This is a genomic window from Streptomyces uncialis (genome assembly GCF_036250755.1).
GTDB lineage: Bacteria > Actinomycetota > Actinomycetes > Streptomycetales > Streptomycetaceae > Streptomyces > Streptomyces uncialis.
Genome location: NZ_CP109583.1, coordinates 131802 through 151982, shown reverse-complemented (window position 1 = coordinate 151982; position 20181 = coordinate 131802). Strand labels below are relative to the sequence as shown.

The following is a 20181-nucleotide window of genomic DNA, read 5'->3' as shown; positions in this document are numbered from 1 at the left end:
GAAGTCGCGTCATACTCTCACCAACTGACGGGCGGACGAGGGGATTTCGATGGCTCAGCGGGACCGGTTCACACTGCTCGGACGCCAGACCGACTGCCATGTCTTCGAAGGGGACGGCACCAGGCCGATCGCCGAGGAGGACGTACGCGTCCAGTACATCCCCGAACGGGTCGGGTTCCCCGAGGAGATCGCGGGATGGCGGCAGGCCATCGAGGACCACGAGCGGCGCGAGGAGGCGGCGGGCCGCCCGCACCGCTGGAACAACCCCCGTTTCGCCGTCGACCGGCTGGTCATCACCCGCACCGACTCCGAGGAGGCGCCGGTCGCCACCCTCACCCTGCGCGACGCCGACTACTACGACTTCCTCACCACCTCCATCAACCTCGACCGCGTCCAGCGCAACGGACTCACCCTGCGCGAGCAGTACCTGGAGAGCCAGGACCCCGTGGACGCGCCGCCCTACATGTTCTGCAGCTTCGGGGTGAACGTGGCGGTGCGTACCGGCCCCGACCGCAAGATGCTCTTCTCACACCGCAGCGCACGGGTCGTGGGCCCCAACCGGTCCCGCTGGAACTCCTCCGCCAACGAGGGCATGGCCGCCAACCACGACATCGCCCCGGACGGACACATCAGCCTGCACGCCGTCGCCCGCCGCGCGCTGCGCGAGGAACTGGCCGTCCAGGAATCCGACCGGGTCGACCTCGAACTGCTCGGCTTCGGCCTGGACCTGCGCAACAACCAGTGGGCGGCGTTCTTCGGCGCCGTCCTCGGCGACCTGGACGAGGGGGCGCTGCGCGCCCGGTGGTCCCGCGGTGTCGAGGACAAGTGGGAGCACGACGACTTCGCGTTCGTCCCCGACGACCCGGACTCGGTCCTCTCGTTCCTCCTCGACCACCCCGAGGAGTCCTGGACGCCGTGCGCCCCGGCCCTGTTCTATCTGGCGCTCGTCCGCTCCGCGGTACAGGCCCGGGGCGGCGACCCGGCGGGCCGCCTGGACGTCGAGGCGGCCGAACGCCGTGTCGCCCGGCGCCATGAGGCGGCGGCGACGAGCTGACCTGGGCCCCGTCCCTACCTCGCCGACCCCGTCCGTACCTCCCCGGTCGCACCCGTACCGAAGTGAGTAGCGGTACTCAGGCGACCCGGCGGCCTCCCCCGGGACGATGAGGGCACACACGATCAGGGAGGCCCCGCTCATGCTCAGCCGAATCGCCGGTGCAGTGGTCCCCGCGCTGGGGAGCCTGACGGTCACGACCGACACCGGCACCGCACCCCGGCCGGGCAGCGTCATCGTCGCCAACCACACCTCCCTCAGCGACCCGGCGGTCGTCCTCGCCGCGCTCCACCGCCTCGGGGTCCGGCCCACCGTCCTCGCCACGGCCGGACTCTGGCGCATACCGCTGCTGGGCGCCGCGCTCACCCGCGAGGGCTTCGTCCCCGTCCACCGAGGCGGCCCCCGCGCCGCCGAGGCCCTCGACGGGGCCGCCGCGGCCCTCGCCGCCGGAGGGATCGTCCTCCTCTACCCGGAAGGCGGCCTTCCGGTCCGCCGCGACCCGCGGGAGACGGCCCCCGGCCCCTTCCGCAGCGGGGTGTGGCGCCTCGCCACCGCCACCGGCGCCCCCGTCGTCCCTCTCGGTCAGGCCGGATCACGCCGTCTGGTCTCCGGTGGCGGGGCCAAGCAACTCGCCGGTCTGCTCACCGCCCCGCTGCGCCGCCCCGCCCTGCACGTCCACGTCGGCGCGCCGTTCCAGCTCCCCGCCGACCGCGACGAGGCCCTGACGCTGGTCCGGCGCGCGGTCACCGACTGCTGGCGCACCGCCGCGTCCCGCACCGGCGAATCCGTCCCCCCGGCCCCGGTCCCCGCCGAACAGACGGCGTGAGAGGGCGCGTTCACCGTCGCGCGCGCCCGCGCCGAACCCCGTGCGCCAGGCACGTTTCCCAGCCACGCGCCGGGATTCGGACCGGTACGGACGTTTTCCCGCCGCCCGCCCCCCGCCCTCGGGCATGCTCGGGACAAGGACCCGTGTCCGGGAACCGCCGCGCGGTGCGGCGCCCGGGGGCGGGGCCGGCCGAGTCCGGTCGAACCCGGGAGAACCCGGACCGAGACAGGGGGAACGCTGATGGGGTGGCAGACCGAGGAGTTCGGGTCGTCCCACGAGGGCAGAGTGGGCGTGGTGCTGGCGGACGGCACCGAGCCGGGGCCCGTGTACATCGACATGGGCAGCGGTTCCCATGTCCAGGAGACCACCGAGTGGTGGGTCTACGACGGCCGGTACGGCAGACCGCGCGCCGCACGGGTTCGGGGCCGCTGCTCCTGCGGCTGGCGGGGCGCCGGTGACTACCCCGTCGTACTGCCCCGGCAGCCGGGCCGGGACCCGGACCTCGACTCGTCGGGCGCCTACGACGACTGGTCCCGGCACATCGACGAGGTCGAGTCGCGCTCGGTGCCGCTGCCCGTCGTGCTGGAGGAACTGCTGGACGCGGTGGAGGAGCAGTTGCACGCCCTGTGCGCGGAGGCCCCGCTGGCGGCGCTGCGCGCGGTGGCCGCGCTGGAACGCACCACCCGGCGGGTCGGCCGGGACGCCGCCCACGGCGCCCAGGCGGACGACCTGTCGTGGGAGACGATCGGAAAGGCCCTCGGACTGACCGAGAGTGAGGCGCGCAGCCGTCTCACCCAGTACAGCTTCCGGCGCTGAACGGGGGATCACGAGGGTGCGCCCCGCACGGGCCCGGGACCTCCCGCGCCCCGCGCGGAGTACGGGCGCGGGCGCTCCCGGACGGCGTACCGGGGCGGCACACGCGGGTGCGGCGCCGCCCCGGGGCCGGGCCGGTCAGGCCGCGTGGCCGCCGTCCACCGAGAACTCCGCGCCCGTCACGAACGACGCGTCCGCCCCGGCCAGACAGGCCACCATCGACGCCACCTCCTCCGGACGGCCGTGACGGCCGAGCGCCGTGAACGCCCGCTGAGCCGCCGCGTACGGACCGTCCGCCGGATTCATGTCGGTGTCCACCGGACCCGGGTGGACCACATTGGCGGTGATCCCGCGCGGCCCCAACTCCCGCGCGAGCGCCTTGGTGAGTCCGATCAGCGCCGACTTGCTCATCGCGTACAGCGTCCCGCCCGGACCGGGCACCCGCTGGGTCATGCAACTGCCGATGGCGATGAGGCGCCCACCGCGTTCCATCCGCGCGGCGGCCGCCTGCGAGGTGAGGAAGACCGCCCGCACGTTCACGGCCAGCACCCGGTCCACATCCGCCGGCGTCAACGACTCCAGCGGCGCGATCAGACCCGCACCCGCGTTGTTCACCAGGACGTCCAGCCCGCCCAAGGCATCCGCGGCCCGGTCCACGACCGAGCCCGCGTCCGCGTCGGCCGCGTCCGCGCGCAGCGCGATCCCGCGCCGCCCGGCCGCCCCGATCCCGGCGGCGACCTTCGCCGCCGCGTCCTCGTCCCGGACATAGGTGAACGCGACATCGGCGCCCTCCCGGGCCAGCCGCAGCGCCACCGCCGCGCCGATCCCCCGGCTGCCCCCGGTCACCAGAACCCTCGTCGTCATGGAAATCCCCTTGCTCGTCAGTGGTTACGAGAACCAGGGAACCGTCATGGAGCGCCGGACACCGGCGGTCGGCGGACATCGAATCCGTCCGGCGGGGGCGCCCGGGGGAGTGGCTCGGGAGGGGCCGCGCGCAGGAAGCGGCGGAGGACCGTTCGGCACCCATGGTGATATTTTAGGTAAGGCTCACCTAATATCATCGGAGTCGACTTCGGGTCCCCCACTCCGAGAAGCCGGTCTTCCCCCCTTATCTGTGTCCGAAAACCAGGGCACGGCTCCGCCCATCGGCGTGCCGTGCTCCCTCCCCGAAGGAGACATGCAGCGCATGTCCATGCCCCGCAGTCGCCGTCTGGCCGCCCTCGCCGCACTGACCGTCGTGTCGGTGGGCACCGGTGTCCTCGCCGTTCCCGCCTCCGCCGCCCCGGGCGTCGTCACCGCCGCACCCGCCGCCGCTGCCGCGGTACAGGAAGGGAGCACGTCCGCGTCCTCCCCCATCCTGCTCACCGGACAGTCCGCCTGGGCCTTCAAGACGTCCTGGGTCAACTACGTCCTCGCGATGCGCGGCTCGGTCAACGTCGCCGACGGTGCCACCCAGGGGACCGGCGGTCTGATCGGCTACCCCGTCAAGCACGGCTCGGTGGACCCCGCCGGGCGCGACGCCGATGTGCGCTTCGGCGGCTCGGTGACCTACGCGGTGCCCGACCACGGCATCACCGCGATCACCCTCGCCAGCCCCCGGATCGTCCTCAAGGACGGCGAGGGCACGCTCTACATGAACGTCACCACCGACCTCGTGGCCGGTGAGGCCCCCGTCACCACCGCCGATGTGCCGTTCGCCAAGCTGACGGCGACCGCCGGCGCCCTGGACGGCGACACGATCGACTGGACCGGCATCACGAGCACCCTCACCGAAGAGGGCTCGCAGATCTTCGCCTACCGGGGCGCCCCCATGTACCCGGCCGGCTCCGCGCTGGAGCCCCTCGCGGTCAGCGGCAAGGTCAGCGTCCCGACCCTGACGGTCAGCCAGGTGAAGGGCCTCGGCGCCGAGACCGAGGTCACGGTCACCGGCAAGGGCTACCGGCCCGGCCGCGGCGTGTACCTCGCGCAGACCGTCGCCCTGCCCGGCGACACCTACCCCGGCGTCTTCGGCAACGCCGCCTACATCCGCCAGGTCGGCGCCGACGGCACCTTCACCTCGACCCTGAAGCTCACCGAGAAGTTCACCCCGGCCGGCGCCGTTCCGCCGCCCCCCGTGGACTGCCGCGTCACCGCGTGCTTCGTCGCCACCTTCAACTCGCACGACGGCGCCGACCGCACCTGGATGCCCTCGCGCGCCCAGGACGTCGCCCAGCCGCTCCAGTTCGGCTCCGCCGCCGCGGTGACCACCCAGCCCAGGTCCGCCACCGTCCGCTCGGGCGCCAACGCCGTCTTCACCGCCGCGGCCACCGGCTCCGACTCGGTCCGCTGGGAGCGCAGCACCGACCGGGGCGCGACCTGGAAGACCGTCGCGGATGCCACCTCCACCACCCTGTCGGTGAAGGCCACCGCGGCCCAGAGCACCCACCGCTACCGCGCCGTGTTCGTCAACGCCGTCGGTGAGACGGCCACCTCCGCCGCGACCCTCACCGTCACCGCGATCCCCACCCGGATCACCTCCCTCAACGCCGGTCCCGAGCCGGTCGGCAAGGGCGGCAAGCTGACGGTGACCGGCACCCTCCAGACCGCCGGTTCGACGGACAACACCTGGCGCCCGCTGGCCCGTACCGCCGTCGTGATCGAGACCCTGCCCGCCGGCAGCCGCACCTGGAGCCGCGCGGCGACGACCACCACCAGCAGCGCGGGCGCCGTCTCGGCGTCGGTCACCGTCACCAAGGACGGCCTCTGGCGTGCCCGCTACGCCGGGACCGCCGACCGCGCCGCGGCCACCAGCTCCAGCGACAACGTGGACGTCAAGCTGCGCACCGCCGTCTCCGGCTTCAACGCGAGCCCGGAGCCGGTCCGCAAGGGCCGCACCATCACCGTCAAGGGCACCCTGCGCAGCCTGGACGGCACCTGGAAGAACACCGCGAACGCGTCCGTGGACATCCTGTTCAAGGCCGACGGCGCCCGGAGCTGGACCAAGCAGTCCACCGCGCGCACCAACAGCGGCGGCGTGTTCTCTAAGGGCTTCACCGCCAAGAAGGACGGCACCTGGAAGGCCGAGTTCAAGGCCACCCCGTCGCGGCTGGGCGTCACCAGCTCCAGCGACCGGGTCGACGTGCGCTGATCCCGCACCACCCGTCACACCGGCGGCCGGTCACCGCAGGCGCCCCGCGCGCCCGCCGGTGACCGGCCGTCCGGCCGTTCACGCCCGCCCGGCGCTCACGGGGTCACGGTGTCCTCGAACGTCCGGCCCGCCGTCCGGTACGCGCCCACCTTCGCCGCGACCTGGGCCGGGGTCAGCACCTGGTCCTTGACATGCAGCACATAGTCGACCTGCTGCTCATAGGTACGCGGCGAGGTGGAGGTCTGACCGGTGAGGTCCGTCAGCCACTGGTTGAAAGCGATCACCATCGGGCGCTCGGGGAGATACGCGGCGCCGTGCGTGCTGAACAGCGTGCCGTCGACGTAGTACCGGATGTCGTTGTCGTCGATGGTGACGACGAGGTCCCGCCAGCCGCCGTGACTGCTGCGGGCCACCGTGTGCTGGTTGACGGCCTGCCCGGTGTTCGGGTCGTACGTCTCCCACGAGGTGGTGTAGAAGATGTTCGACGTCTCGCCCCAGCCGCCGTTGGGCAGGTACTCGAAGTCGTACTCGGCGTAGTCGTCGGCCATCGGCGCCTTGAGGTCGTTGATGGCGAAGAACGTCTGCACGACGTGGTCGCCGTCGGGCCCCTGCGCCGGCGCGTCGCTGAACTTGACCCGCGCCGCGTACGTGCCCTTCCTGAACTTCATCGCCGAGGTGGCGATCTCGGTCTGCCGGGTGCTCGCCGCGGTCCCCGAGGTGGAGGTCTCCAGCTTCATGACGGAGTTGCCGTCCGCCGCGGCGAAGCTGATGTTCTGCGGGGACCAGGTGGCGCCGGGGACACCGGGACCGCCCGAGTACGTCCGCAGGAACCAGCCGTTGGCCGCGAGCCGCGGATCGCTGTGCGCCGTGTAGTCGAAATCGTCGAACAGCACCGGACCAGGCGGCGGAACCACCGGACCGCCGGGCTCCGTCCCCCACACGACCGTGCCGGACACCCGCGCGGTGACCTTCGTCCAGTCGCTGTACGCGCTCTGCCCGGCGCCGAAGGAGTGGTCGTCGCTCTGTACGAGCTCCTGCCAGTCGGATCGGTGGAAACGCACCTGTATGTCACCCGAGTCGGCGCCCGGGGCGAGGGAACCCGCGGCGGCGGTGAACCCGATCTCCAGATAGCGGTCGGCGGTCGCCGTGGGGGTGGCGAGCGCACCGAACGTCCCGGTGACGTTGGCGCAGCCCTTGACGGCCCAGTCGCAGGAGTAGCGGTACACGGCGTTCGCCGAGTCGGCCTTGAAGTAGTAGCGCAGCTTCACCGTGCCGAGGGCCACCGGGGCGGCCCCGGTGTTGCGGACCTTCAGCCAGGGAGCGGCCTGTGAGGCGGCGGCCCCGGAGGAGCTGGTGCGGTACTGGACGGCGAGCGGGCCCTCGGCGGCGTTCGCGGCCGCGGGGACCGCGGCGAGCGCACCACCGAGTGCCAGTGTGAGCGCGCAGGCCGCGAGGGAACGCGACCGTCTGTGGGGGATTCTTCTCATGGCGCTGCCTCTCCCGGACAAGGGGACGGGGAGTCACCCAACTATGCGTCGGGCAACAGCCGTTGAGAGTACTGAACGGCGCTCTAACGCGATACGGGGTGATCACATCCTGAACACCCCGCCCACCAGCACGATCCGGCCGGACCTCCCGGGGCCGCTTCCCCGCCCCCTACGCGCGCTTTGGCCACCGGCCGAAGGCGGGGGCCGCACATCCCACCGAAGAACACCCGGCCCCTCGTCCGCGCCTTTCCCCGTTCGACGCCCTCCGCCCCGTCCCTCAACCGCCGGGCAGTACCCGTACATCGGCGCCGGGAATCCCCTTGGCCCACCAGTGGTCGTACCGTCCGAAGGCCCTCGGGTCACGGGCGGCGAGGAAGGCGACCAGCGACCCGGCCTCCGCGCCCAGTTCCTCCCAGACCCGGTCCGGCAGGGCATGGAAGGCCGTCGCCTCGATCCCGTCGTCCACCACGCGCCAGACGCCCGCGACATGACCGTCGACCAGCAGCGTCGGCAGCACATCACCGTTCACCCGGATCACCTGCCTGCGGTAGGCGGGCGGGATGACCCGCGCCCGGTCCGCGTAGGCCAGCAGCACGCTGTCCCACATCGCCATCAGCCTGGGCGGCGCCGGAACGTCCTCGTCCGGGCGGAGCGCGCCACGGACGTCGTACAGGACCGTGCCGTCCGGCCCCTCCAGCCGCTCCAGCTCGTCGGCGAGCGACTCCACCGCCCCTCTGACCCGGGTCCGCGGGAGCACCGCGAACTGCGCCATGTCCGCGACCGACGCGGGACCGAAGCCCTCCAGATACCGGTGGATCAAGGTCCGCAGACCCGCCGCGGCGGCATCGGGGTCCGCGGCCCCCGGCCGTGCGACCGCCGCGATGTACGACGGCCGGGTCCCGAACGACCACGGCCCGCCCGTGGGGGAGTGCCACAGCGGTGCGCACGCCCGGAGCATCCGCAGGGCCCCGGAATCCATCGGCGCGCCCATCCGCTTCGCTATGAGGCCGCCGAGTTCGGCGGCGGTCCGCGGCCGGTCGGCGTGCTCCAGCAGATGCGCGACCAGCGCGTCCGTCTCCACGGCGGTGAGCCCGGACGCCCGGAAGAGCACGTCACCGAGCCGTGCGCCGCGCAGCGCCGGTTCCATCGCCGCGCGGAACGACGCGTAGTCCGCCGCGTCGACCGCGTGCAGGGTGAGCCGCATCAGTGTCGCCTTGACCGTCCGGTGCCCGGCGAAGGCCGCGTCGAGGTCCGTGGGATCGAAGCCGCTCAGCCTGTTCCACAGGGCGATGTACGGGGCGGCCGGCTGCTGTGCCTGGAGCGCGACCACCCGTCGCACCGCGTCCACGACGTCGAGCGATTCGCGGCCGAGCAGCGATTGCCGGGCCAGTGCGGCGCGGTTGAGCGCGCGTGCGGTGATCTTCATACCGCGATTCTGACCTCCCGCCGGACCGCGCGGAACCCGCGGTCGCGAAGCCGGGCCGCAGGCGCCCCCGGAGCCGTCCACGCACCGCTCGCAGGGGTGGTGTTCGCCTCTGCTGCCGTACCCTGGCCGTATGAGAGCCGAGGGTGAGCAGATGGGTGTCGTGACCGCTCTGGTGCGTTCCTCGTTCCTGGTGAACGCCGTGTACGCCGAGTCGGCGCGCGTTCTCGGGCTCACCCCGCAGCAGGGCCAGCTCGTGTGCGTGCTCATCGCGCGGCCCTACGGTATGAGCGAGCTGGGTACGACCCTCGGGCTGGCGAAGTCGAGCCTGACGGGCCTGGTGGACCGTACCGCCCGGCGCGGTCTGGTGCGCCGGGAGCCGTGCCAGGGCGACGCGCGCGCCGTCCTGGTCGCCCTCACGGAGGAGGGCCGGGACGTCGCCCAGCGGTTCCACGAAGGCACCACCTCGCGGATCGAGGCGCTTCCGGCCGCTCTCACCGACGCCGAACGGACCGGCCTCGCGGAACTGCTCGCCCGGATCGTGCGGGACAACAAGGTTCCGCTCGTCTTCCCGGCGACGGAGGAAGCGCCCCCGCTGCCCGCGCACGTCCACGTGTCCTGACGCGTCTCGGCGCGTCGCGGCGCGTCCTGGCGTTGCCGGTACCCGGCGCCGCCGCCCGCACGTTCCGGCTCCCGGGCGCCCGGTGCCAGGCCGGCGGGTCGGACACCGGACCGGCCCGGGAGCCGGGACCCGGCCGGACAGCGCCGGTCAGACACCGAACAGTTCCGCGAACCGGCCCGTGGCCAGGTCCGCGCCCTTGTACCGGACGACCGTCTCCGTGCTCAGCACCGTCGCCCCTTCGGGCGAGGACGCCTGGCCGGTGCCGAGTTCCGGTCCCAGCGGGATCAGGATCGAGCCCACCGGTGACGGCCGGTAGACGGCGGAGGGCTCTTCGCCCCGCAGCTGGGAGAGGATGTTCCGCGCCACGACATCGGCGTGCCGCACCGCGTGCGCGGCCATCTTCGCCTCGGCGAGATCGGTGATGTCGCCGATCGCGTGGACGTGCCGGTGGCCGTCGACGCGCAACGACTCCGTCACCCGGATCAGCCCCCGTGAGGTCCGCGCCCCGGCCAGCGCGGGACCGAGGTACCCGGTGTCGATCCGCACGCCGTGGCAGCGGAACCAGATGTCGGCCTGGAGCTCGCCGCCGGAGGTGCCGACGGTGAAGCTCCGCGCCAGGCCGGGCCCGGTCGGCGGCCTGGTCGTGAGGGTGGTGCCGAGCCGCAGTTCGACACCCAGCGCGCCGAGCTGACGGCGCAGTTCGGCGCGCATCCCCGATCCGAAGCCGGGCACCAGCTGTTCCCCCGGGTCGACGACGGTCACCCGCTTGTCCGGCCAGACCGCCTTGATCTCACCGGCCAGCTCCAGCCCGACCGGACCGGCCCCCTCGATCAGCACCCGCCCGGCGCCCGCGAGTTCCTGGTGCGTGGCCCGCAGCCGCGCCAGCGCCTCCCCGGTCGAGTCGGTGTCCGTCTTGGCCGGGAACGGGTACCCGGAGCCGGAGGCGAGAACCAGATGGTCGGCGCCGACGCGCTCGCCGGAGGCGAGGGTCACCCCGTCCGGGTCCACCGACACGGCCCGCTCGCGCAGGACGGTACCGCGCTTGAGCAGCGCGTCGTACGGAAAGAAGATGTTGTCCGCCCAGTCCGGTCGGACCAGTGCGCGTAAGGCCCCGGCGGCATGGACGAAGGCGTCCCTCGGCTCGATGAGCACCACATCGGTCTCCTCGTCCAGCGCCTTCGCGACCGCTGACCCCCCGTAACCTCCGCCGACGACCACGACGGTACGACCCATGGTTCCCACTCCTCGTCACACGATGTAGTTCGTGTCACGAACTGTATTAGTTCGCAACGCGAACTACAAGTGGGTGCTGCCGTCGCCGGGGTCGGTCGCGGCGGCACGCCGTAACGCCAGACCACCCTCGGCGGGGCTGGGCCGATACACCCGCCCCCAGGGAGCGTTGCGGCCCTCGCTGTAGCGCCCGGCGAGGCCCGTCCGACGTCTCCCTTGACGTCGCGGAACCTCGCCCGCGGCGCCACCCGCTGGAAGGGGGTCGCCCGTAGCCGCGGTCCCTTCCCGGGCCGGGAGCGGCGCGTGCGTCCCCGGCCCGACCGGGGGGCGCCCCCGGCAAGCGTCCGCCCGGCGGCGGTGCCCGACCCCGAGGTGGCGCCTCGGACCCCCGCCGCCCGGATGGCAGGATGACCCCGGCGGCGCGGACCCTCACCGTGCCGGTCGCACGGTGAGAGGCGGAACAGTGGTCGAGGACGGTTGGCTCTCCGAGCGGGCGCGGGCCGCCGAGCAGGTGGTGCCCGGTGGCTTCGACCTGTCGGAATGCGTCCGTGAACCGATCCACCTGCTCGGTGGCATCCAGTCCTACGGGACCCTGGTCGCCGTCGACCCGGACACCGGACTCGTCGAGGTGGCCGCCGAGAACACCCGCGAGGTGCTCGGCACCGACGCCGAGGACCTCGTCGGCACCCCGGTCACCCGGGTCCTGGCCGCCGCCGACTGGACCGAGGCCGTCGAGGCCACCGACGGTGCCGAACATCTGCCGGCCGCTCTCCCCGTCCACGCGGGCGCCGCCCCCCGACGCGGGCACTTCGACCTCTCCGCGCACCGCCAGGACGGCCTGCTCGTGCTGGAGTTCGAGCCCAGGGAAGGCGGGGAGGAGTTCACCTTCTCCGGCTTCTACCAGGGCGTCCGCAGGGCACTGGCCAGGCTGCGGTCGGCCGCCACGGTCGCCGACTGCTGCCGGATCGCGGTCCGCGAGGTCCGGGCCCTCACCGGCTACGACCGGGTCGTCGCCTACCGCTTCGACGGCGAGGACGGGCCCGGTGAGGTCCTCGCGGAGGACGTCACCGAGGGCTGGGAGCCATGGCTGGGGCTGTGGTTCCCCGCCACCGACATCCCACCGCAGGCCAGACGCCTGTACCGGGAGAACTGGATCCGGGTGATCGGCGACGTCGACGACACCACCGTCCGGCTGCACCCGCCCACCAGAGCGGCGACCGGCACCGCCCTCGATCTGTCGCAGGCCGCCCTGCGCACGGTGTCCGGATTCCATCTGGAGTACCTGCGCAACATCGGCGTCCGGTCCTCGATGTCGGTGTCCGTCCTGACGGAAGGACGGCTGTGGGGACTGATCGCCTGCCACGGTGCCGGTCCGCTGCGCATGGCCCCCGAGACCCGGTCCGCCTGCGAGATGTTCGGCGCGGCGTTCTCCCTGCAACTCGCCGCGATAGGGGAACGCGAGCGCGCCGACGCCCTCGCCGGGTCCGGGCGCCGCACCGCCGAGGTCGCCGCGCTCCTGGACGGCGGACTGGAGCAACGGCTCGCCGAACACGGCGGAGCGGTCCGTGACCTGCTCGGCGCCGACGGCCTGACCCTGAAGCGCGGCGGCCGGGTCGTCACCGACGGCGACCGGCTCCCCGCCGCACTCGTCGAGGCCCTCGGCGACCAGGGCGCCCGAAGCCGGCCCGGCTCCCTCCGGGCGACGGACCGACTGGCGGAGCACCCCGAGTACCGGACGGCCCGACCCGAGGACGACATCACCGCCGGAGTGCTCATGGTGCCGCTGAACCCCTCCGGCGACTTCCTCGCCTGGTCCCGCCGCGAACGCCCGCTGCCCCGCCGCTGGGCGGCCGACCCCTCCGCACCCGTACAGGTCGGCCCCCGCGGCGAACGCCTCACCCCCCGGGGATCGGGGGCCGTGTTCCGCGCGACGGTCCGCGGACGCAGCCTCCCCTGGACCGCGCACGACCACGCGACGGCACGTGAACTGTGGCGGCTGCTGACCGACCTGGTGCTCCGGCACGCCGACGCGCTGCGCGCGCTCAACGACCAGCTGCGGATGACCAACCACGACCTGGACTCCTTCGCCCACGCCGCCGCCCACGACCTCAAGGAACCACTGCGCGGCATCTCCAACTCCGCGACCTTCGTGATCGAGGACGCCGCCGCCGACCTCGACGCGACAACCCTGCGGCGGCTGCGCACCATGCAACGGCTCGCCGGCCGCATGGACGGCCTCCTCAACTCCCTCCTCGACTACGCCAGACTCGGCCGCGCCGGGCTGCGCGTCGCGGAACTGGACCTCGACACCGTCCTCGACTCCGCCCTGGAGGTCGCGGGCCCGAGGCTGGCCGAACAGGGGGTACGGGTGGTGCGCCGGCCGCTGCCCCGACTGCGGGCCGACGCCGACCGGCTGCACGAAGTCCTCGTCAATCTGCTGGTCAACGCAGCCAAGTACGCCGGGGACGGCCCCGACCGCTGGGTGGAGATCGCCGTGGAGCCGGACCCGTCGGCCCCCGGCGCCCCGAACGCCACCGCCACGGCCGTCGTCGTACGGGACAACGGGATCGGGATCCCACCGGAACGGCAGGCCGAGGTGTTCGACCTGTTCCGCCGTCTGCACGGTCCGACCGAACACAGCGGCGGCACCGGCGTGGGACTCGCCGTCGTCAAACGTGTCGTCGAGCGCCACGGCGGACGGCTGTGGCTGGAGAGCGCACCCGGTGAGGGGACCGCGTTCTACTTCACACTGGGCCCGTCACCACTCGCGCCCGGCGCCCCGGAGCGGGACGCCTGCCAGTAGTCGACCGCGCCCTTGAGCACCGTCCGGAACAGTGTGAAGTTCACCGGCTTGTACACATACGTGTCCGCGCCCGCCGCGTAACACGCCTCGACCTCCGCGGGCTCCGTCGACGAGGTGAACACCACGACCCTCACCTCCGCCAGCTCACGCCGGGCCCGGATCGCCGCGAGCAGGGCGTGCCCGCTGATCCCGGGCATGTTCAGATCCAGCAGGATCAGACCGGGCAGCTCGTCCCGCGCGACGAGGTCCGGCACCACCCCGTCGCCCCGCGCCGCGAACTCCAGCCGCAGCTCGGGATGCGTCCGCGAGAGCGCCCGCTCGATCGCCTCCGCGTCCTCATGGGAGTCCTCCACCACCAGGACACTGCCGTGGTCGATCCGACGAGCGCCGGGCCCGGGGTTCACCGGGTTCCCTTCACATGCGCCACCAGCACGGCGATGTCGTCGTCGCCCGTGGTACGGAAGTCCGAGGCCATCGCGATCAGCCGCTCGGCCATGTCCCCCGACGACGGCCCGCACCGACGCACGGCGTCCGGCAGGAGACCCTCGAACATCACACCCTCCTCGGAACGGGCCTCGGTGAGACCGTCGGTGAACATCACCACCGTATCCCCGGGGCCGAGCCGCACCGCGACCGGCTCCGCGACGATCTCCGGGACGACACCCAGCAGCATCCCGCCCACCGCGACATCCTCCGTCCCCCCGTCCGCCCGCTGGACCAAAGGCCGCGGATGACCCGCCGACGCCACCTCCATCAGACACCCGTCGCCGTCATGGGTGAGAACGGCCACCAGCGCCGTGACGAACCGCGTCGCCGACTGCGCCGCGAGAGTCGCGTTCAACCGCTTCAACGCCGGCGCGGGCGCGGTCCCGTCCTCCAGCAAGGTCCGCAGGGTGTGCCGCGCCAGACCCGTCAGCGCGGCGGCCTCCGCACCCCGCCCGCACACGTCCCCGACGAACAGGGCGAGCCCGCCGTCCGCACGGACCACCGCGTCGTAGAAGTCGCCGCCCACCTCCAGCGACGAGTCGGCGACCTGATAGGCCGCACCGAGTTCGAGCCCCGGCCAGTCGGGCAGCGCCCCGGGCAGCAGATGGTGCTGAAGCTGCTCCACATGACGGCGCCGCTGCTCATAGGCCGTCGTGGTGTCGATGGCCAGGGCGGCGCGGCGCGCCAGGTCGTCGAGAACCCGCAGACCCGCCACCTCGTCGCTGCGCCGGTGATAGATGAACGTCAGCGTCCCGAGCGCCTTGCCGCGCGCGCTCAACGGGCTCACGCTCAGTGCCCGGACCCGGCCGCCGAACCCCTCGGCGCGCGGACCGAACGGCCCTTCCGTGAAGGCCCCGCACTCCTGCACCACACTCTCGCGCTTCTCCAGCGCCAGCCGGAGGAACTCGGCGAACCAGGGATCGTCGCCGGACACCCGCGACAACCACGGCTGCGCCTCCGCGGCCACATGGGCCGAGGCGACCGGGACGAGCGCCCCGTCCGGCTGGAAGAGATGCACCACACAGCCCTCCGCCACCGCGGGCACCGCCAGCCGGGCCACCCGGCCCAGCGTCTCCTGCACGTCCAGACTCGAATCCATCTGGAGCGACGCCTCCGCGAGGAAGGCGTCCTCGGTCTGCCGCCGCTCATGCGCGCGGTACTCGACTATCCGCTGATTGCTCGCCACGAGCACCTCGGACAGCTGGCTCAGCCGCAGCACCAGCCCCGGGTCCGCCGCGGCCCGGTCGGCCACGCCGACGGAGAACGCGGCCCAGTCGGAACCCCCCAGACCGAATCTGCACTCCACCGCGTACCCGGCCCCTGCCCCGGCCAGCACGGCCCGCTCGGGATCGAAGTCCTCGCCGGACACCGTCAGATCATGGGTGAACACGGTGAGAGAGCTGCCCGCCGTACCGGCACCGCCCGGTGGCGGCGATACCCGGCCGGGTCCCGCGACGGCGCCGCCGGAGGGCGGCGCCACGGTCGTCCGCGTGGGCTGCCCGGGCACGGCGGAACGCACGTACGTGAGAGCGCGGCCGTTCCACCGGGTACCGGCGACGGCCACGACCCCCGGCTCCGCGAGCATCAGCCCGTACACATAGCGCGACATCTGCGCCACGTCATCGATGTCCTGCGCGGCCCGCCACAGCTCGTGCAGACGGGCCGACCAGACGGTGTCCGCCGAACCGGCGGCGGAGACGCTCTCCGGCATCACTGTGCTCCTCACCCGTTCCGTGTCCCCGTGCCGCGGGCCCGGCCGGGACGGCCCCCCGGCACGAGCAGAACGGGAGAATGCCATGCCGGAACGCCCTTCACCAGTGCTCCCGGACATCCGGGACGGCCGCGGCCACGGGTCTCCACCCGCCCCGTCGCTCACGCCGACGGCTGTTCCTCGGGGACCGGGCGCCGCTTACCCGGCGGCCTGCCGTGGGTGTCCAGGTACCAGCGGCCCCAGGTGTCGAGCTGCCCCGCGATGGATTCGAGGCTGCGGCCGGTGCCGGTCAATGTGTAGTCGACCCGGGGCGGGACCTCACGGTGGACCGTCCGCCCGACCAGCCCGTCGGCCTCCATCTCCCGAAGCTGACGGGTGAGCATCCGCGCGGTGATCCTCGGCAGACCGCGTTTGAGCTCGCTGAACCGCAGCGTGCCGACCAGCAGCTGTTTGAGGATGGCCAGCTTCCAGCGGCCGCCGAGCACCTCCATCGCGATCTCGACCGCGCAGTAGTCGGGTGTGTCGTCGACCGTGGTCCGCATCAGCGGTTCCCCCTTGGTATACAGACTGGCACTATGGCACAAAAATGACCGTACTTCCCCGGGCGATACCGGGTGACCGATAGTGCTGCCATGACGAACAGCACGTCCTCCTTACCCTCCGCCCCGCCGACCGCCGATACCGCCGGACGGCGCCGGCTGGTGCTGGCCGTGGTCTCCGCCGGCCTGTTGCTCTGCGGGATCGACCTGACCGTGCTGCACGCGGCGGTCCCGAGGATGAGCAGGGAACTGCGCCCCAGCAGCACCGAGCTGCTCTGGATCATCGACGTCTACTCGCTCACCCTCGCCGCGCTCCTGGTGACCTGCGGGACACTGGGGGACCGGATCGGGCGCAAACGGATGGTCCTCACCGGCTTCGCGCTGTTCGGGCTGGCCTCCGCCGCCGCGGGCCTCTCCGAATCCACCCCTCAGCTGATCGCCGCGCGGATGCTCCTGGGCGCCGGTGCCGCCATGATCATGGCGTCGACCGTCGCGATCATCCGGGTCGTGTTCACCGACGCACGCGAGCGGGCCGTCGCCATCGGCGTCTGGACGGCCGCGCACAGCGTGGGCGCGACGATCGGCCCGCTGGTCGGCGGTCTGGTCACCGAGCGGTGGGGCTGGGGAGCCGCCTTCCTGATCAACGTCCCGGTCGCCCTGGTGATCCTCGTGGTCGGCTTCCTCGTCATCCCCGAGTCACGGACCCCCCGGCCCCGCACCTGGGACCTCGCCGGTGTGGCGCTGTCCGCCACGGGGCTGACCGTCGTGGTGTTCGCCCTCAAGCGCGGCGGTGAGCACGCGGGCCCCGACCTGTTGGCGGCCCTCGCGGCGGTGACCGGCGCGGCCCTGCTGTACGCCTTCGTCCGCCGTCAGCGCCGGTCGGCCGAACCGCTGCTGGACCTCTCCCTGTTCGCCGACCGCCGCTTCGTCACCGCCACGTTGTGCGTCGTCGGCTGCTTCGGCAGCTATGTCGCGCTGCTGTTCTTCCTCACCCAGTGGCTCCAGCAGGTCGGCGGCTTCGCACCGGTCGCCGCGGGCCTCGCGCTGATACCGCTCGCCGCCGCGAACGCCGTCGGCGCCACGACCGCCCCCCGGGTCTCGGCCCGCTGGGGCAACCGGTGGTCGCTCACCGGCGCGCTCGTCCTTTTCGCGGGGGCGATGGCGCTGATGGCGCTGGTGGGTGACACGGGAGCGTATCCGCTGCTCGTCGCGCCCCTGGTGGCCGCCGGATACGGGGCGGGGATCGTGATGACGCTGGGCGCGGACTCCATCATGTCCGCCGCCGATCCCGACCGTTCGGGCGAGGCCGCCGCCATCCAGGAGACGTCGTTCGAGCTCGGTGCCGGACTCGGTGTCGCCGTCCTCGGCACCCTGCTGACCGCGAGCTACCGGCTCACGATGCCCGACACCCCGGGCCTGAGCGGGACGGACCGCGACGCCCTGACGGAATCGTTCTCCTCGGCCGAGGAACTCGCGGGCAGGCTGGAACCCCCGGAGGCCGGCCGGTTGCTCGGCGCGGCCCGGGCCGCGTACGACCACGGCTTCACCACGGTCGCCGTGTGCACGTCGGCGGCACTGGCCGCCACGGCGGCCCTCGCCGCCGCCCTGCTCCGACCGCGCCCCGCCGCCCGCTGACACCGGTCCGTGGCCGGACCCGTCCTTGGGTCCGTCGAACGCCATGCGTCGCGCCCGGTACCGGTCACGGTGGTCCGTGCCGCCCCCGGGGTGTCCGCTCGTGCTCCATCTGCATCAGTACCGGGGTGCGATCGGGTGGCGGCATCCGTGGGGACGCGCGCCCGGACCGGATTCGGGTCCGTCGGCGTTCATGGTGGAGCGACAGCACCAACAGCTTCACGGACTGGAGAGAAACACATGATTCGTCGTGTCGCGATCGCCCTGGCAACCGTCACCGTCGCCGGGTTCATGGCGGCAGCACCCGCTGCCGCCACCTCCTCTCCCGAGGTGGAGGCCGCGGAACTCGGAGGAGGCTACTTCCAGGTCGACGGCTCCCACGCGAGTGGCGAGTTCCTCAACCTCGGCGGCCCGTACGGCATCACCTACGCGCAGGGCAGCGAGGCCCACCTGCACGCCGAGGGCGCCGGGTTCTACGCGCGCTACCTGCACAGCCGCTGACCCTCCCCGCACGACACGCAGGGCCCGCCCGGGAGGGCGGGCCCTGCCTGCGTCCCGGCCCGGACGCCTCGGGACGGCACCGCGGGTTCGTCCCGCTGCCGCGACCTCGGCCGGGACCGCCTGGCGGCCGGATCACGCGGGACCGCGGGGCCGCAGGACGAAGCGCCGTTGCGGTGCCGGGCCGCAGCTCGCCCCGGCGGACGGGCAGGCAGACGGTCGGGCACGACCTATCGGCCCCGGCCGACCCGACCGACCTATCGGCCCCGGCCGACCCGACCGACCTATCGCCCCCGGCCGACCCGACCGGCCCACCGGACCCGGCCCACCGGACCCTGCCGACCTGCGTGATCCGGCCGCCAGGCCGTCCGCCCGCGCCCTTGGCGGGTCGCCCGGCCGGGAGGACAATGCGACCCCGGGGGTGGGGCGATGTGGCTCGGACTTGCGGTCGGCGCGTGGATTCTCCTGGTGGGCGCGGCGCTGGGCCGCTCGCGCGCCCGCAGAAGATTGCGGCGGTTCCCGGTGGCGGAACGCGAGCGGCGGACAGCGGTTCCGGTCCACGCGTACGCGTTCCTGTGCGGCGGGCGCCGGCGGACGGCGCAGACCGCGATGACGGCCCTGTACCTCGCGGGCCTGATCGAGGTCCGGCGCGGCCGGATCGTCCGGACCGGAGCGAACCACGATGTCCCGGACCCGGTGGCGGCCGCGGCCCTGGCGGCCTGCCGCCCCGGACGCCCCGAACGGCCGCGCGGGGTCGAGGGACGGACGAAGAGAAGCGCTCCGGTCAGCCGGATCGGTGACTCCCTCGCCCGGGACGGCCTGGTCACCCATCCCGGGCTGCTGGCCCGGATCGAGGCATGGGAACGGGCCCTGCTCCTCGCCGCGTTCTTCTCGGCGTTCCTCGCCATGACCGCCCTGATGGTCTGGGACGTCCGGGGCAGTGACCAGGCCGGTCTGGCCGCTGCCGTGGCCGCGCCGCCCGGCGCCCTCGCGATGATCGTCCTCGCCCGGACGCGGCCCCTGCCCAACGGCCCGACCTCCGAGGGCCGACGCGCCATCGAGGAGCAGCCGCTCCCGCCCCGCGAGGACGGGCCGCACGCGCGGACGCTCCACGGCGTGGCCTCCGACGGCCCGCGGAGTCCGCTGATGCCCGACGGTCTCGCCCGGGTCCTGCGCCGTTCCGAGCCCTCGGCCTGGCAGCCGGACGGTCCGGCGGGACTCGGCGGACTCTGACGACGGCGGGGGAGGGCCGCACGGGCCCCACTTCTCGCGGACGGTGGGTCAGCGTCCGCTTGGGCGGCCCGGGGTGTCCGACGCGGGCCGGGACAGCACGGCCGACCGCTCCCAGAGACCGACCAGGTGCGCGTGCAGGATGTCGTGCGCTTCCTCGGCGGTGAGGTGGCCGACGAGGACATGTGCGGTGAGGCCGTCCGCGAGGGCGAGGAGAGTACGGGCCGCGCGTACCGGATCGAGGTGCCCGGCGGATCCGGTGTCCTCGGCGACCTCCGCGACGAGCCGGGTGAACATCTCCTCCACTGCCACGTAGTTCGCCCTCAGCGGTTCGGCGAGCGCTTCGCTGACCGCCGCCTGGGCGACGAAGGCCAGCCAGACCCTGGCCTCGGCGCGGTGTTCCCCGCGGAGCAGCGAGACCTCGGCGGCCGCGTGACCCAGGGCGGTGCCGGCCGACTGGGCCGGGCTGCCGACCAGACGGGCCCGTACCCGCTCGGTGATCCGCTCGCCGATGTGCCCGAGGGCGAACACCAGCATCTCCTCCTTGGTGCGGAAGCACCGCTGGACGGCGCCCATGGACACCTGGGCACGGGCCGCCACATCGCGCAGCGTCACACCCTCCAGCCCGTGTTCGTCCGCGAGGTGGCAGACGGCCTCGGCGATGAGCCGGCGCCGGCCCAGGTGATCCACCTGCTTGGGCATG

At 73.3% G+C, this 20181-nt stretch carries 17 protein-coding genes; 9 read left to right on the top strand and 8 right to left on the bottom strand.

From position 1 onward, the window contains the following. Positions 1-49 precede the first annotated feature (49 nt). From OG711_RS00670 to OG711_RS00660, 3 genes are all read left to right on the top strand, one after another. Complete coding sequence (locus OG711_RS00670) at positions 50-1054, top strand: translation initiation factor 2 (protein ID WP_329558017.1); 1005 nt, start codon at positions 50-52, stop codon at positions 1052-1054. A 139-nt stretch (positions 1055-1193) separates the two neighbouring features. After that, positions 1194-1877, top strand: coding sequence for a lysophospholipid acyltransferase family protein (locus OG711_RS00665; protein WP_329558016.1), 684 nt, complete (start codon positions 1194-1196; stop codon positions 1875-1877). Between the two features lie 240 nt (positions 1878-2117). Further along, complete coding sequence (locus OG711_RS00660; protein WP_073792590.1) at positions 2118-2693, top strand: hypothetical protein; 576 nt, start codon at positions 2118-2120, stop codon at positions 2691-2693. Positions 2694-2828: 135 nt separating this feature from the next. On the opposite strand, the gene OG711_RS00655 is transcribed toward OG711_RS00660, so the two are convergent. After that, positions 2829-3554, bottom strand: a complete 726-nt coding sequence (locus tag OG711_RS00655) for an SDR family oxidoreductase (RefSeq protein ID WP_073792591.1) — start codon at positions 3552-3554, stop codon at positions 2829-2831. Between the two features lie 322 nt (positions 3555-3876). Between OG711_RS00655 and OG711_RS00650 the strand changes: the two genes are divergently transcribed. After that, entirely contained in the window at positions 3877-5817 is a 1941-nt protein-coding gene (locus OG711_RS00650; protein WP_329563539.1) for an HtaA domain-containing protein, read from the top strand. A gap of 95 nt (positions 5818-5912) precedes the next feature. Here the strand turns inward: OG711_RS00650 and OG711_RS00645 are convergent, their stop codons facing one another. Further along, a complete protein-coding gene (locus OG711_RS00645; RefSeq protein ID WP_329558015.1) occupies positions 5913-7304 on the bottom strand; it encodes a cellulose binding domain-containing protein in 1392 nt (463 codons plus the stop codon). Between the two features lie 277 nt (positions 7305-7581). Next, positions 7582-8730 (bottom strand): winged helix DNA-binding domain-containing protein, encoded by a 1149-nt coding sequence (locus OG711_RS00640; protein ID WP_266504083.1) that lies wholly within the window; start codon positions 8728-8730, stop codon positions 7582-7584. Between the two features lie 151 nt (positions 8731-8881). On the opposite strand from OG711_RS00640, the gene OG711_RS00635 reads away from it, so the two are divergent. Further along, positions 8882-9349: a MarR family winged helix-turn-helix transcriptional regulator gene (locus OG711_RS00635; protein WP_073792594.1), complete on the top strand. Its 468-nt coding sequence runs from the start codon at positions 8882-8884 to the stop codon at positions 9347-9349. A 147-nt stretch (positions 9350-9496) separates the two neighbouring features. Here OG711_RS00635 and OG711_RS00630 read toward each other — a convergent pair whose 3' ends face one another. Then, positions 9497-10582 (bottom strand): NAD(P)/FAD-dependent oxidoreductase, encoded by a 1086-nt coding sequence (locus OG711_RS00630; RefSeq protein WP_329558014.1) that lies wholly within the window; start codon positions 10580-10582, stop codon positions 9497-9499. A 445-nt stretch (positions 10583-11027) separates the two neighbouring features. Here OG711_RS00630 and OG711_RS00625 point away from each other — a divergent pair, with 445 nt between their 5' ends. Then, entirely contained in the window at positions 11028-13382 is a 2355-nt protein-coding gene (locus OG711_RS00625; RefSeq protein WP_329558013.1) for an ATP-binding protein, read from the top strand. On the opposite strand, the gene OG711_RS00620 is transcribed toward OG711_RS00625, so the two are convergent. The 3 genes from OG711_RS00620 to OG711_RS00610 all read right to left on the bottom strand — a co-directional run bounded on the left by OG711_RS00620 (position 13319) and on the right by OG711_RS00610 (position 16121). After that, positions 13319-13786, bottom strand: a complete 468-nt coding sequence (locus tag OG711_RS00620) for a response regulator (protein WP_073792597.1) — start codon at positions 13784-13786, stop codon at positions 13319-13321. The two genes, OG711_RS00625 and OG711_RS00620, sit on opposite strands and share 64 nt — an antisense overlap. Next, the gene (locus OG711_RS00615) at positions 13783-15579 is read right to left on the bottom strand and encodes a PP2C family protein-serine/threonine phosphatase (protein ID WP_329558012.1); all 1797 of its coding nucleotides are present in this window, start codon (positions 15577-15579) and stop codon (positions 13783-13785) included. The genes OG711_RS00620 and OG711_RS00615 overlap by 4 nt, the downstream gene beginning before the upstream one ends. Positions 15580-15740: 161 nt before the next feature. After that, positions 15741-16121, bottom strand: a complete 381-nt coding sequence (locus OG711_RS00610; RefSeq protein ID WP_073792599.1) for a winged helix-turn-helix transcriptional regulator — start codon at positions 16119-16121, stop codon at positions 15741-15743. A 90-nt stretch (positions 16122-16211) separates the two neighbouring features. Here OG711_RS00610 and OG711_RS00605 point away from each other — a divergent pair, with 90 nt between their 5' ends. From OG711_RS00605 to OG711_RS00595, 3 genes are all read left to right on the top strand, one after another. After that, positions 16212-17753: an MFS transporter gene (locus OG711_RS00605; RefSeq protein ID WP_329558011.1), complete on the top strand. Its 1542-nt coding sequence runs from the start codon at positions 16212-16214 to the stop codon at positions 17751-17753. 237 nt (positions 17754-17990) lie between these two features. After that, positions 17991-18251: a hypothetical protein gene (locus OG711_RS00600; protein ID WP_073792600.1), complete on the top strand. Its 261-nt coding sequence runs from the start codon at positions 17991-17993 to the stop codon at positions 18249-18251. A 426-nt stretch (positions 18252-18677) separates the two neighbouring features. After that, positions 18678-19481 (top strand): TIGR04222 domain-containing membrane protein, encoded by an 804-nt coding sequence (locus OG711_RS00595; RefSeq protein WP_073792601.1) that lies wholly within the window; start codon positions 18678-18680, stop codon positions 19479-19481. Between the two features lie 48 nt (positions 19482-19529). On the opposite strand, the gene OG711_RS00590 is transcribed toward OG711_RS00595, so the two are convergent. Continuing rightward, on the bottom strand, positions 19530-20180 hold the full coding sequence (locus OG711_RS00590) for a TetR/AcrR family transcriptional regulator (RefSeq protein WP_329558010.1): 651 nt from the start codon (positions 20178-20180) through the stop codon (positions 19530-19532). Position 20181: the final 1 nt, after the last annotated feature.